General features: G+C 31.4%; 17 protein-coding genes. 13 read left to right on the top strand and 4 right to left on the bottom strand.

Annotated features, from left to right (window positions below; genetic code table 11):
* Positions 1-5: 5 nt before the first annotated feature.
* Both MR875_09475 and MR875_09470 read right to left on the bottom strand, forming a co-directional pair.
* Positions 6-1,232 carry an HD domain-containing protein gene (locus MR875_09475; protein ID MCI6995067.1) on the bottom strand — a complete coding sequence of 409 codons (1,227 nt, stop codon included), beginning with the start codon at positions 1,230-1,232 and terminating at the stop codon, positions 6-8.
* Between the two features lie 4 nt (positions 1,233-1,236).
* Positions 1,237-1,539, bottom strand: coding sequence for a hypothetical protein (locus MR875_09470; GenBank protein ID MCI6995066.1), 303 nt, complete (start codon positions 1,537-1,539; stop codon positions 1,237-1,239).
* Positions 1,540-1,881: 342 nt separating this feature from the next.
* Between MR875_09470 and MR875_09465 the strand changes: the two genes are divergently transcribed.
* Positions 1,882-3,096: an ammonium transporter gene (locus tag MR875_09465; protein ID MCI6995065.1), complete on the top strand. Its 1,215-nt coding sequence runs from the start codon at positions 1,882-1,884 to the stop codon at positions 3,094-3,096.
* A gap of 10 nt (positions 3,097-3,106) precedes the next feature.
* Positions 3,107-3,445: a P-II family nitrogen regulator gene (locus tag MR875_09460; GenBank protein ID MCI6995064.1), complete on the top strand. Its 339-nt coding sequence runs from the start codon at positions 3,107-3,109 to the stop codon at positions 3,443-3,445.
* Between the two features lie 95 nt (positions 3,446-3,540).
* On the opposite strand, the gene MR875_09455 is transcribed toward MR875_09460, so the two are convergent.
* Positions 3,541-4,146 carry a S24/S26 family peptidase gene (locus MR875_09455; protein MCI6995063.1) on the bottom strand — a complete coding sequence of 202 codons (606 nt, stop codon included), beginning with the start codon at positions 4,144-4,146 and terminating at the stop codon, positions 3,541-3,543.
* Positions 4,147-4,151: 5 nt separating this feature from the next.
* Entirely contained in the window at positions 4,152-4,829 is a 678-nt protein-coding gene (gene aroD, locus MR875_09450) for a type I 3-dehydroquinate dehydratase (GenBank protein ID MCI6995062.1), read from the bottom strand.
* 262 nt (positions 4,830-5,091) lie between these two features.
* On the opposite strand from aroD, the gene MR875_09445 reads away from it, so the two are divergent.
* The 11 genes from MR875_09445 (at position 5,092) to MR875_09395 (ending at position 12,547) form a co-directional block, all read left to right on the top strand.
* Complete coding sequence (locus tag MR875_09445; protein ID MCI6995061.1) at positions 5,092-5,493, top strand: hypothetical protein; 402 nt, start codon at positions 5,092-5,094, stop codon at positions 5,491-5,493.
* Positions 5,423-6,478 (top strand): sensor histidine kinase, encoded by a 1,056-nt coding sequence (locus MR875_09440; protein MCI6995060.1) that lies wholly within the window; start codon positions 5,423-5,425, stop codon positions 6,476-6,478. The genes MR875_09445 and MR875_09440 overlap by 71 nt, the downstream gene beginning before the upstream one ends.
* Before the next feature lie 29 nt (positions 6,479-6,507).
* Positions 6,508-6,810 (top strand): hypothetical protein, encoded by a 303-nt coding sequence (locus MR875_09435; GenBank protein MCI6995059.1) that lies wholly within the window; start codon positions 6,508-6,510, stop codon positions 6,808-6,810.
* A 211-nt stretch (positions 6,811-7,021) separates the two neighbouring features.
* A complete protein-coding gene (locus MR875_09430; protein ID MCI6995058.1) occupies positions 7,022-7,747 on the top strand; it encodes a hypothetical protein in 726 nt (241 codons plus the stop codon).
* A 12-nt stretch (positions 7,748-7,759) separates the two neighbouring features.
* The gene (sucD, locus tag MR875_09425) at positions 7,760-8,623 is read left to right on the top strand and encodes a succinate--CoA ligase subunit alpha (protein MCI6995057.1); all 864 of its coding nucleotides are present in this window, start codon (positions 7,760-7,762) and stop codon (positions 8,621-8,623) included.
* Complete coding sequence (gene hmgA, locus MR875_09420) at positions 8,623-9,825, top strand: hydroxymethylglutaryl-CoA reductase (NADPH) (protein ID MCI6995056.1); 1,203 nt, start codon at positions 8,623-8,625, stop codon at positions 9,823-9,825. The genes sucD and hmgA overlap by 1 nt, the downstream gene beginning before the upstream one ends.
* A gap of 1 nt (position 9,826) precedes the next feature.
* The gene (locus tag MR875_09415) at positions 9,827-10,030 is read left to right on the top strand and encodes a hypothetical protein (protein MCI6995055.1); all 204 of its coding nucleotides are present in this window, start codon (positions 9,827-9,829) and stop codon (positions 10,028-10,030) included.
* Positions 10,031-10,072: 42 nt separating this feature from the next.
* Positions 10,073-10,681, top strand: coding sequence for a hypothetical protein (locus MR875_09410; protein ID MCI6995054.1), 609 nt, complete (start codon positions 10,073-10,075; stop codon positions 10,679-10,681).
* Between the two features lie 15 nt (positions 10,682-10,696).
* Positions 10,697-11,281, top strand: coding sequence for a hypothetical protein (locus tag MR875_09405; protein ID MCI6995053.1), 585 nt, complete (start codon positions 10,697-10,699; stop codon positions 11,279-11,281).
* A gap of 42 nt (positions 11,282-11,323) precedes the next feature.
* Positions 11,324-11,947 carry an Ig-like domain-containing protein gene (locus MR875_09400; GenBank protein ID MCI6995052.1) on the top strand — a complete coding sequence of 208 codons (624 nt, stop codon included), beginning with the start codon at positions 11,324-11,326 and terminating at the stop codon, positions 11,945-11,947.
* A gap of 9 nt (positions 11,948-11,956) precedes the next feature.
* Complete coding sequence (locus MR875_09395; protein MCI6995051.1) at positions 11,957-12,547, top strand: hypothetical protein; 591 nt, start codon at positions 11,957-11,959, stop codon at positions 12,545-12,547.
* Positions 12,548-12,665 lie beyond the last annotated feature (118 nt).

Below are 12,665 nucleotides of genomic sequence, written 5' to 3'. Positions count from 1 at the left end.
TTCCTCTATATTAATTTAATTTGATCATAATGAATTCCATGGAACTTTTCTCTGTCAATTTCAGGTAATTCCAAGTAATTTTCTAATTTGAATTTTGTGAATTTGGATTTTTCCTCATTGTCTACATAAACACTAATGTCTGGTATGTTGAATCTTGCTTTACTCAATGCACCAATAATGTTTGAAATTTTGGTCAATGGGTATAATCTGCCATCTACATTGACTTGTGTTTTCATTTCGTCAAAACGAGGATATTCTGCAATATTTATGAATACATAATCTTTGTCAAGACCATAATCTTCAGCAATTTCCTCTTCAGCTTTTCTTAGGGTTTGTGGTTTGATTTTATACATTTTTTCAGGTGATTTGAAATTATCTAACCTGATTGTTTTAACCCTTTTCATTATGCGTCTTGTATCTAATCTGTTCATGATGTCATTTGCAAATTTATTGTCGCAATGTCTGAATAAGCTAATCATATCAGCATCATCATATTTGTAAATGTCATTTTCATTTATTATTTTTTCATCAATGATTCTTTTCATTGCTCTTCTAAACATTGAGTTAACTATTCTGGTAGTATGGTGTTGATAAACGCTTGGATACATGAAATATCTGGATACGAGAGCTCCTTCAGCTGCTTGAACTCCTTTGATATCTAATGTTAATCCATTTTCAAGTTTTAAATTTGATATGATTCTTTCATAATCTATAATACCATATGCAACACCGGTGTTATGTGAATCTCTTAAAAGATAATCCATTCTATCAACATCAAGTTCTCCGGAAACAATTGGACCTAGATATCCTTTACCATTGACGATATCTACTATTTCATTTACGTCAAATTTTTCTTCAAGTAAGTCTTTCATTGATGTTTTTGTAACAACAAATTTGGTTAATTCTTCATGAGGAACTGATAGAACTCCTTCTGATACATGTGAAAATGGACCATGGCCTATGTCATGTAATAGTGCAGAGGTTCTTATTAGTTCTATTTCGTCTTTTTTTAATTCAAGTTCTTCTGCGAGTTTTGATCCTAAATTCATTGTTCCAATTGAATGTTCAAATCGGGTATGGGTTGCGCCTGGATAAATTAAACTGATTAATCCTAACTGTTTAATTCTCCTCAAACGTTGGAATTGTGGCATGTCCATAATTTTTACTTCAAAATCGTTTAGGTTAATATCCCCATAGACACTATCTCTGATAAATTTTTTCTTTTCACTCATTTTATCAGTCCTCATTATCTTCGTATGTTTCAATCAAGTCTTGATTTGCATCATTCAATTTGGTTATATTTGTATAATCTGTTGTATTTTTTGTAATGTTTGTAGTGTTATTTGTTACAACTTTCGGTTTGATAGTTGGAACTTTATGAATGTAGTTTGGTTCAAATGAATCATCTTTAACTGGAATTAATTTGTATGAATCAGGTGAATCACTTATTGTTATACTCGCAAATATAGAACTAATACCGAATGCAATGAGTGCAATAAGTAAAAATACTATTAATTTTGCTTTAACTGAGTCTTTCATAATAACACTTTTTTCAATTTTAGTTAGTATTCTGTTTATACTAGTGTTATTTTTTTAAAAAGCTTATATTTAATATTTTCTTAAAATATTAATTTTTAAACTTATATTCCACTTAATTTTGGATTTTTGATTATTATTTCTAATTTTCATTGATTGTTCTGGCATTTTTTTCTATTGTTCTTTTTTGTACTTTGGTGTCTCATATGGTAAAAGTTTATATATGATGGGGTATAATAGTTGTATGTCGGAATAATGCTTCCGACACATCACTTCCGACAATGTTTATTGGAAAAACATGTTGGACAAAATTTATAATTTAATATAATTTAAGAGTTTGATAATATGGATGTTATGTTTAGTGGAGGTGACACTGCTTGGATCCTTGTTTGTACATTACTCGTACTTATCATGAGTATTCCCGCAGTGGCATTCTTTTATGGAGGATTAAGTAAAAGGAAAAATGTTTTAAACACAATTTTCTTAACCTTTATTGCATTTTCAATAATCAGTGTAATTTGGGTTATTTTCGGTTATCAATTTGCATTTGGTGCAGATATTAATGGATTAATAGGTTCACCAACTAATTTCTTCTTACAAGGAATTGGAATGGATGATTTAAGTGGATCAATTCCAACATTATTATTCGTCATGTTCCAATGTGCATTTGCAGGATTAACATGTGCAATTATGTCTGGAGCTTTAGTTGGAAGAATGAAAACAAAAGCTTGGGTAATTTTCACTATCTTATGGGTCTGTCTTGTTTATGTCCCTATCGCTCACTGGGTATGGGGTGGCGGATGGTTAATGCAAATGGGTGCTCTTGACTTTGCAGGAGGTACTGTTGTTCACATTAACTCAGGTATTTCAGCATTAGCTGTCGCATTAGTATTAGGTAGAAGAAAAAATATTTCAGTTCCTCACAACTTAGGATATGCTGTTTTAGGTGCAGCATTACTCTGGTTTGGATGGATGGGATTCAACGGAGGATCTGGTTTAGCAGCTAACGGACTTGCAGCAAACGCAATTATTGTATCAAATGTTGCAGCATCAATGGGTCTTATTGTTTGGACTATGATTGATACCAAAATTGTTGGAAAACCAACCGTATTAGGTGCAATCTCCGGTGCAGTTGCAGGACTTGTAGGTATTACTCCTGCAGCAGGATTTGTTGATGTATATGGTGCATTAGTTATTGGTGCTGTTGCATCAGTAGTATCATACTTCGCAGTCTATTACTTAAAACCAAAACTCGGTTACGACGATGCATTAGATGTATGGGGAATACACGGTATGTCTGGTGTATGGGGAGCAATTGCAACTGGTATCTTTGCAGTCCCAACAGTAAATGAAGCAGCTGGATTAATTGCAGGAAATGCAAACCAAGTTATAATCCAAGTAATAAGTGTTGTAGCTACTATTGTTTATGCATTTGTAATAAGTTACATCCTTGCTAAAGTATTAGATAAAGCACTTGGCGGAATCAGAGTTGAAGAAAGTGAAGAAGTGATTGGATTAGACACTAGTCTTCACCAAGAATCTGCATATAACTTTAACTAAGGTGGTTTAAATGAAACGTATTATTGCAATTATAAGACCTGAAAAATTTGAAGATGTTAAAAGAGAATTAGTCGAAGCAGGTTGTGACGGGATGACTGTTTCTGAAGTAAAAGGAAGAGGAAGCCAAAAAGGTATCAGAGAATCATACAGGGGTTCAAATTTTTGTATTGACCTAATTCCAAAAACACGTGTTGAAATTGTCGTCAACGATGACAAATTGGATTTATTCATCGATAGGATCATTAAAGGGGCTTATACAGGAAACATTGGGGATGGAAAAATTTTCATCCAACCTATTGAAAATGTAATAAGAATCAGAACACATGAAGAGGGGGATAGCGCAGTGTAGTCTCCCAATAAATTGAACTAAAAAATCTTTTATCTCCTTCCAAGGAAATAAATTAAGGGAATAATTTTTATAAATTATTCCTTTTTTTTATAAAATTAATAATCAATAACCACACCATTGATATCAGAAATGTCGACCCAGGTTGTTATCCCTTTGATTTCATATAAAACACCATTAATGTATTCGTATGAAATATTTTTATTGTCACTAATTAAATGAACTTCATTTCCCTCAATTTGGTCGACTCTTTTGATAATTCCACCATATTCATCAGATTCAGCAACAACAATGTCACCAACTTCAATGTCATGAGTCTTATTTAATAAAACTGTCTGTCCATCTTGCAACGTTGGCATCATGGATGTTCCATTAATATGAACAATAATTGGAATTTGATTAGGCTCCAAACTTGAATCAATATTTACCTCAGGATCTTCAAGCCCATAATTTCTGCAAATGCTGGTAACTCCATTTTTCAAAGTATCTACATTCGATTCTGTGTCATTCATTGCATTCAGCGTATAATTGCAGATGGCTTTGTTTAAGCTATTAGAATCAATATCATCAAAAGTTTTCGTTTCAACACTTACATTTTCACCATCTATGTAAATGTTTACTGTATTGTCATTGAGTAAAATTGTTCCAAGAGCAATTGTAATTAAAATAAGTAATATTAAAGCTAAAATAAATTTTTTAGCCATTAAAATCATTCATCCATTATGTTTAAATCCATATTGAGTAATGCCTTCATTGTTTCAATATCGATTTGACCAGGTGCTGTAACATCAGTTCCAGCAGCAAAAGTAATTGGTGAGTCAAATTTTGAAGCCATGACTCTTGTGTAACTTCCCAAATCACCCATGGAAATGGCAATTGTGTCTTCACAATGGGAAAGAACAGCCAATATAGTTAAAGTATCCTCAAGATTCTGTGGCATGAAAGCAACTTTAGCAATGTCACCTAATTCCTGTTCTTTTTCAACAATATATGTTACTTCACTTAATTTTGGTGTTTTTTCAAAATCATGATAAGAAATAATTGTTGTAGCACTGGTCTCATGAATTTTCTTAATGTATTCTTCGTTACTTTGAAGCTCAATATCAACATAATCAACTAAATCACAGCATTCATATAATATATTGAATCTTTCTTCCTCTGTTCCCTTAAAAGATCCACCTTCTGTGCTGATTCTATTAGTAGCAATCATTGGAAAATTAATTTCTTCAATTGTCTGTTTTATTTCATTAATATCTGGATTTTCAAGAGCATCAATTCTAAATTCCAATACATCCGCTCCTTTCCTAATACAATCATTAGCCACTTTAATTACGTTTTTACAATCCTTTTGAAAAATAGGAATTGCGATTTTTGTTTGAGAATACATTAATATAATGTTAGTTTTTTTCTATTAATTAAATTTTAGTATATTATATTGAAGATTAATTTTCCCGTATGTGATTTGATGAAAATTATATCTGAGTATTTTCATGAATTAAATAAAAATATTTATAAACTCATAATATTATAAACAAATATATTTATAATGATTAAACATGATTATTTGTGGATGGCGATTAGATGGGATATGAGGTTAATTTTGATAAAGAAAGTTCTTCTATTTTCATTTCAAAATATGCTGATTGTGAGTGGTTACTCCAAGTAGTATAACTTATGATGTTGTAGAATATAATGGATTTTTAAAAGAAACATCAGTTAACCTAGATATTCTAATACCTGTAAATGATTTTCAGGATTATGCATTTATTTATTCAAATGTTTTCATTAATGAATTTGGGATAAATACTAACAACAGCATTGTCGGAACAAGTTATGCTGATAGTTACAAATATCTAAAAGATATTCTATTTCCTATTTTTAAAGAAGTCTATCAAACAAAAGGGACTAGAGTTCTTCATATCTATTTTGAAAATGAAGAAGGATATGTGAAATATTTGTCCTTTGAAATTATTTATGAAAATGATAATCTGTTGGTATTTATTAACAATACTACAGATCAGTTACTTTTATCCCAACAGAAAAATTATTGATGCTGATGATATTGGGGAATCTTACGTTTATATTAAAGATATTTGTGGTAACTATTTCTGGACTTCTAAGATTTATGAATTATTGGAAAAAGAAAGAAATGCAACTGATTCTAAAAAAGATATTCTCCATAATCTAGTTGTTCCTGAAGATAAAATATTATATGAATTTTTAGTGGAAAGTGCTGCTGTCGATGAAGATAATATTATTCATATTAAAACTGAAAAAGGTACAAATAAAACTTTAAAAATTGATTCAGAACATTTACGCACTAGTGGTCCTATTTCACAAACAATAGTTTATATCAATGATATTACTGAAGTTAATAAACCTGACGATTTTCTGTCAAATAAACTATTAACCCAACTCGATGCAAAATTGGGTGCTGGCACATTAATCAGAAATACAAAAGGTGAATTTATAATAAGTAATGCATTTTATGATATTTTACACATTCCAAAAAAGGACATCACTGAGCTATTAAAAGATTTTAGAGGATATATTGTAAATAGGGATGATAGATTAATTGTTCAGAAATTTGAATTAATTGAAATGGACAATGTTGAAAAAGTAATAGAGTATAAATCTCCATTTTATCATAAAATCCAATATCTATTCATATATTTGGAAAATTATGATGACAATTTGAATAATATATCATTTATGGGTATTAAAGATGTAACTGGCGAATTGGAAAGAGAAAAAGAGTTGGAAGTTTCTCTCAATGGTCAAAAAGTTTTGCTTAAAGAGGTTCATCATAGAGTTAAAAATAACTTGCAGATTATATTAAGTCTGCTTAATCTTGAATTGAGATTCAATGATGGAGATTATGAATGGATCTTAAAGAAAACTAGAAACAGAATCTCCTCCATGGCTACAATCCATCATCAAGTTTTCAATTCTTCTGACTTTGCCTATGTAGATTCCTTGGAATATACTACTTTGACATTGGATTATTCAAAGCATATGAATCTAATATCAAATTAAATCTGGATGTTGAATCATGTAAAGTTCATATGGATAAAGCAATTCCAATCGGGTTAATTTTAAATGAACTTGCATTAAATTCACTTAATTTTGCTTTTGATGAGAATGAATGCGGTAATTTTCATGTCAAATTCAGATTAATGGATGGTATGTATGAAGTTGACGTATGGGATGATGGAGTGGGTCTACCTGATGAAATTGATATTAATAATCCAACTACATTAGGTTTTACAATTATTAAAAATCTCATTAATCAATTAGATGGTGAATATAATGCTTTGGATTTGCCTAAAGGTTTTGGAATTAACATGAAATTTAAAGATTGCATTTAATTAAAATTCACTCATTAAAATTATCATGCTAATTTCATTATTTATTTTAAAATATTATTCATTTAATCAACTTATTTTTATTAAAAAATTGAATAATGTCTATATGCTGAATTGTAAATTACTAATACTTAAATAAATTAAATAACAAATAATATATCAATAAAATTTAAAATTTTATTTATTTCAAAAATCAATTATTCAAGGTGTTAATTTGAAAATTACTGCTATAGGTGCAGATATATCAAAGAATGATGTATCCTGTAGTTCTATGCTAGTAGAAACTATTGAAAAAAACCTTTATAAAGTCAAGGAATTAGGTGCAAGGGATGTTGCTTTAACCAATGTCACTGGTGATGATGTTGTTGTAAGTGCATTCGTTGAAGATGATTTACTTGAAACTGTTAATGAAGGTCTTGTTAATGTTTTAAGAGAAAGTGCAGAAAATTTAGGAGATTTGTCTGGAATTTCATCAACTCCAGAAGGTGCTGGTGAAGGAATTTCATATGCTGAAGCAAGCATTAGAAAAGACAGGTATCCTGATGCAATCGTTTTAGGTTTTGATACTTATGGTGGAGAACCATTTGTTGCAGATGTTGCTAATTCTGCTATTGATGCTGCAAAAGGCATGAAAAATTTAACTGATGTTTCAGATTATATTGAACCTAAAATAAGAGAAATACCTGGTGTAGGTTATGTTTCACCAGAAACTGATGATCCTGTCGTTGTTGCAACTGTTGAAAATATAGAATCAGTTGGAGTAATAGCTAGTGCAATGATTGGAGCTGCACTTGGAAATAAAAATGTTTATTTAGTTAAAAGAGGAACAACTTGTAATGTATTACCTGGTAGCGTAATATTTTCCGCTACTGCATTTATGAATGGAAATATGATTGATTTAGCTGTTCCATTTGAAAATAAAACTAGGATATTAAGATAGGAGTTAATAGTTATGATTTTATTAAATAAAGATACAAAATGTTTAGTTCAAGGAATAACTGGTAAACAAGGTTCATTCCATACAGAACAAATGTTAAACTACAATACTAATATTGTTGCAGGAATTACCCCTGGAAAAGGCGGTCAAATGTTTTTAGACCAAGTTCCAATTTTCAATTCAATCGAAGAGGCAAAAGAAGAAACTGATATTAATGCTTCAATTATTTTTGTTCCTGCAAAATTCGCAAAAGATGCTGCATTCGAAGCAATAAGACATTTAGATTTAGTTGTTATTATTTCAGAACATATTCCAGTTCATGACAGTATGAAAATAATGGCATATGCAAAACAAATGGGAACAACTATTATTGGACCTAATACTCCTGGAATTATCTCCCCTGGTGTTGGTAAATTAGGTATTATGCCTACTCACATTTTCAAAGAAGGAAATGTTGGTCTTATTTCAAGAAGTGGTACCTTAACTTACGAAATCGCTAATGAACTTACCAATGAGGGTATTGGTCAAAGTACTGCAGTTGGTATTGGTGGAGATCCAGTAACTGGTGATAACTACGTTGATATATTAACAAGATTTGAAGATGATAAAGACACTGATGCTGTTGTTTTAATTGGTGAGATTGGTGGAACTGCAGAAGAAAGGGCTGGAAAATTCATTGCTGAAGAAATGACAAAACCTGTTGTATCTTACATTGCAGGAAGAACTGCACCACCTGGTAAAAGAATGGGACACGCTGGAGCTATTATTCAAGGAAGTTCCGGTACTGTTGCAAGTAAAACCAAAGCTTTAAATGAAGCTGGAGTTGAAGTAGCAGCAAAACCATCAGAAATTGTAGATTTACTTAAAAAGGTTATGTAATGTCAAATCAGAAAATTATTGATAAGTTATTGAATGGTGAAATGAAACTTTATCAAGTTGATAAAGAAGTTTCAGCAAAAGAAGCAACAGATATTAGAAGGGAATTTTTAGAACAAAAATATTCCATCAAATTAGATAATATCTCAAATTATACTCTTGATATGGAAAGAGCATCTGCCCGTAACATTGAAAACTCTATTGGAGTATTGCAACTTCCTATGGGTATAGCAGGACCATTAAAAATCAATGGTGAATACTGCAAACGTGAAGTATTTGTGCCTCTCGCTACATCTGAAGGAGCACTTGTAGCTTCAATTAATAGGGGTGCATCAACTATTACTGCATCCGGTGGAGCTAATGCAAGAGTAACTTCTGATATTATGACTCGTGCACCTGCTATCAAATGTGAAGGTGTAAGTGATGCATTGAAAATCAAACAGTGGTTTATTGATAATTTCGATGAGTTAAAAGTTATTGCAGAAAGTACAACCTCTCATGGTAAATTAATTAAAATTGATCCTATTTTAATAGTTGGAAGCTATGTATATCCAAGATTTGTATTCTCAACCGGAGACAGTATGGGAATGAATATGGTAACAATAGCTTCTGAAAAAATCTTAGACAAATTAGCACAAGATACCAGTGCACTTCATATTGCATTAAGCGGTAATGTTTGTGTTGATAAAAAACCTGCTGCTATTAACATTGTTGAAGGAAGAGGAAAAAGTGTTATAGCAGATATATTAGTTCCAAAGGATATTGTTTCAAAAAAACTTAAAACTACTGCAGATGCAATTGTTGAAGTAAACACTGCCAAAAACTTAATAGGTTCAGCAGCAGCTGGAAGTATGGCATTTAATGCTCATTATGCAAATATGGTTGCAGCTATATTTTTAGCAACAGGTCAAGACCCTGCTCATGTTGCAGAAGGTTCTTTAGGTATTACAACTGCAGAAAACAGAAATGGGGATTTATATTTCTCAGTTAATCTGCCTGATTTGCCAGTAGCTACTGTTGGTGGTGGAACAAGCCTTGAAGTTGCTCATGAAGGATTGGAAATTCTTGGTGTTGCGGGTTCAGGTAAAGCACGTGAATTTGCAGAGATTGTAGCATGTACTGTACTTGCAGGAGAATTATCTCTTGTCGGTGCACTGGCTGCAGGACACCTTGCAAGAGCTCATCAGGAACTTGGAAGAGGATAATATGGATGATTTTCTTGATGGATTATATGGTGTAACCACAACATTACTAAAAAACAAAAAACCAATGCTTAAAAGTAAATATAAAGCAACTTATTGGTGGCATTTCAAATCTGGAACTTGGAAAAATCTTAGTAAAACTAGAACAGTAACATATTATGATGTTAAAAATGTTGATAAAATAAAAGCAAAAATTACAATTAAGTAAAATGTGATTTGTTCATTTAATATTTATTATTTGGAGACTATTATGAATAAACAAAAAAGTATAATTGTTGTATTATCTGTGATTATCGTAATCCTCATCATTTGTGTTGCAATGTTTGCACTTCCCACATTTAAAGAAGAATCCAAATTAGCAATTGTAGATAAAACAATTGATGAAGGGGGTAAGTTAGTTGTTGTATTAACAGATACTCATGGTATTGGATTGCCCGATGCAACAATCAATATAAAACTCACTGATGAAGATGGAATTACAATTGAGGAGGATGTTACAACTAATGATAAAGGAAAAGCTAAATTAAAAGTTGAAGAAAAAGGAAAATACTCTGTTGAATGCACATTTGATGGTGAAGGCAAATATGCTGCTAGTTCTCTTTCAGATAATATTAAAGTTAAAAAGGTATCAACCAAAACTGTTAGTGAAAAGAAAACTAGTAATTTTGATTCAGTATCAGGTTTAAGCGAAGATGGATATTCATATTATCCGGAGTATGGGCCGGCAGTCGATTCATTGGGCACTACCCGTGAAGATGCAATAGCAAATAACTGGCATTATATTCCTCAAACAATTGATGGACAAAATGCAGGATTGTATGTTCCTTATGATTCAAATGCCGGATGTTATCATACTTAATGAGTGGTCGTTAAAATGGAAAACAAAAACATAATCATAATTTTAATAGCAATAATAGTGGTTTTAGCGGTTGTTGCGGGTGTAATGTTTATGCAACCTGCTGCTAAAGAGCCGACTAAAGTTAAAATAACAAGTGATAAGTCACAATATGAAGGTGGCAAAGTAACAATACAATTAACAGATTTGAATAAAACTGCAATTTCAAAAGAAAAAGTAAACATCACAATTACAAATAAAAAAGGTAAAGTTGTAATCAATGAAACAATTAAAACTAATTCCAAGGGTAAAGCTAAATTGGATTTGGATTTAAAGAAAGGTAACTATACTGTAAATGTGACTTATGGTGGAAATGAAAATTATACTGGAAATAACACAACACAAAAGTTAACTATTAAAGAGGAAATTAAACAGACAGTTAGTATACAATCCAGTTCCTCTTCGACAGAATACAATGGCAGAGATTTAAGTGGAGGATCTGGTGAAAGCGTTGTAGTTGAAAGTGTTGATGAGGATAGTGGTGTTATAGAAGGTTATAAAGGTGGTAGAAAAGGCGTTTGGACCCCAAGCGGTAATTTTATTGAAGAGGGTGGAGGTTATTAAACAAATTTTTAATTTAAAATTAAGTATATCTGAGGTATTCTTATGGAAAACAAAAATATAATCATAATACTGATTGTGATAATTGTTATTCTTGCTGCAGCTGTAGGTGTGATGTTTTCTCAGCAAATAGCAAAAGAAAAGTCAAATTTAAAAATTGCCGATAAAAAAATCAATGTCGGCGATTCATTGGTGGTTGTGTTGACTGACAGTCACGGAAATCCAATCGAAAATGAAACTATAAGCATTAAACTCACTGATAATGACGGAATAACAATTGATGAGAAAATAACAACCAACTCCAAAGGAAAAGCAAAATTCAAGATGGAAGAAAAGGGCAACTATTCTGCTGAATGTAAATTTGAGGGAAATGATAAATATGCACAGGTCTCCATTGCTGACAATATCACCGTTAAAAAGGCAACTACTGAATTAGTTAGTAATGATCAAACATCAACCACAACTCATGCAAGCAAATATGCTCCTGATGGTGGAATATATCCGGAATATGGGCCTGAAGTTGATGCTCAAGGCATAACCAAGGAGTATGCAATTGCAAATGATATGCATTATCTTGAAATTACAGTAGACGGTGACAGGCCTGGAGAGTATGTGACAGTTGGAGGGTACACAGCCCGTGATTCAAATACCGGAACATACCATACATGAGGTGATATGATGGAAAACAAAAACATAATTATAATACTAATTGTAATAATTGTTATTCTTGCAGCTGCAATAGGATTTGCCATGTTTAATCCGATGCATGCAAAGGAACCTACAAAAATTAAAATTACAAGTGATAAGGAACAATACGAAGGTGGAGAATTGTCAATAACATTAACAGATTTGAATAAGACTCCACTATCAAAAGAAGTAGTTAACATTACAATAACCAACAGCAAAGGTAAAGTTGTTGTTGATGATGTTGTAAAAACTAATTCCAAGGGTAAGGCAAAATTGGATCTTGATTTGAAAAAAGGCAAATATAATGTTACTGTTACTTATGGTGGAAATGAAAACTACACTGGCAACAACACAACACAGAAATTAACAATTAAAGAAGAAGTTGTCAAAGCCGAACCTGCCAGTTCAAGTACAACTTCAAATACTCAAGTTGTAATGGGTGAAGATGGATATTATGCTCTTATTGATGGAAATGGTAATTTTATAAAAAATTTAGGTCCAAGTAAGAAATATTATCCAAATGTTCCGAATGCTGTGGATTATCCTAATGCGGGACATTGGTATGTTGATAAATCTAAATAAAGTGTCCAATAAAAAAACATTTCAAATTTAAAAGTATTCTGCTTCGGCAGTTACTTAATTTTTTTATTTTATAGGTGATAAAAATGGAAAACAATAAAATTGTAATAATTGGATTGCT

It is taken from the genome of Methanobrevibacter sp., assembly GCA_022775905.1.
Classification (GTDB): domain Archaea; phylum Methanobacteriota; class Methanobacteria; order Methanobacteriales; family Methanobacteriaceae; genus Methanocatella.
The sequence above is the reverse complement of the archived record's forward strand: the minus strand, read 5'-3'. Positions and strand labels throughout refer to the sequence as shown.

Coding starts and splice junctions, on each gene's coding strand:
- MR875_09400 (MCI6995052.1), top strand. CDS start 11,324: ATGGAAAACAAAAATATAATCATAATACTGATTGTGATAATTGTTATT.
- MR875_09460 (MCI6995064.1), top strand. CDS start 3,107: ATGAAACGTATTATTGCAATTATAAGACCTGAAAAATTTGAAGATGTT.
- MR875_09410 (MCI6995054.1), top strand. CDS start 10,073: ATGAATAAACAAAAAAGTATAATTGTTGTATTATCTGTGATTATCGTA.
- MR875_09405 (MCI6995053.1), top strand. CDS start 10,697: ATGGAAAACAAAAACATAATCATAATTTTAATAGCAATAATAGTGGTT.
- aroD (MCI6995062.1), bottom strand. CDS start 4,829: ATGTATTCTCAAACAAAAATCGCAATTCCTATTTTTCAAAAGGATTGT.
- MR875_09475 (MCI6995067.1), bottom strand. CDS start 1,232: ATGAGTGAAAAGAAAAAATTTATCAGAGATAGTGTCTATGGGGATATT.
- MR875_09435 (MCI6995059.1), top strand. CDS start 6,508: ATGGATAAAGCAATTCCAATCGGGTTAATTTTAAATGAACTTGCATTA.
- MR875_09465 (MCI6995065.1), top strand. CDS start 1,882: ATGGATGTTATGTTTAGTGGAGGTGACACTGCTTGGATCCTTGTTTGT.
- MR875_09415 (MCI6995055.1), top strand. CDS start 9,827: ATGGATGATTTTCTTGATGGATTATATGGTGTAACCACAACATTACTA.
- sucD (MCI6995057.1), top strand. CDS start 7,760: ATGATTTTATTAAATAAAGATACAAAATGTTTAGTTCAAGGAATAACT.
- MR875_09455 (MCI6995063.1), bottom strand. CDS start 4,146: ATGGCTAAAAAATTTATTTTAGCTTTAATATTACTTATTTTAATTACA.
- MR875_09440 (MCI6995060.1), top strand. CDS start 5,423: ATGATAATCTGTTGGTATTTATTAACAATACTACAGATCAGTTACTTT.
- MR875_09395 (MCI6995051.1), top strand. CDS start 11,957: ATGGAAAACAAAAACATAATTATAATACTAATTGTAATAATTGTTATT.
- MR875_09470 (MCI6995066.1), bottom strand. CDS start 1,539: ATGAAAGACTCAGTTAAAGCAAAATTAATAGTATTTTTACTTATTGCA.
- hmgA (MCI6995056.1), top strand. CDS start 8,623: ATGTCAAATCAGAAAATTATTGATAAGTTATTGAATGGTGAAATGAAA.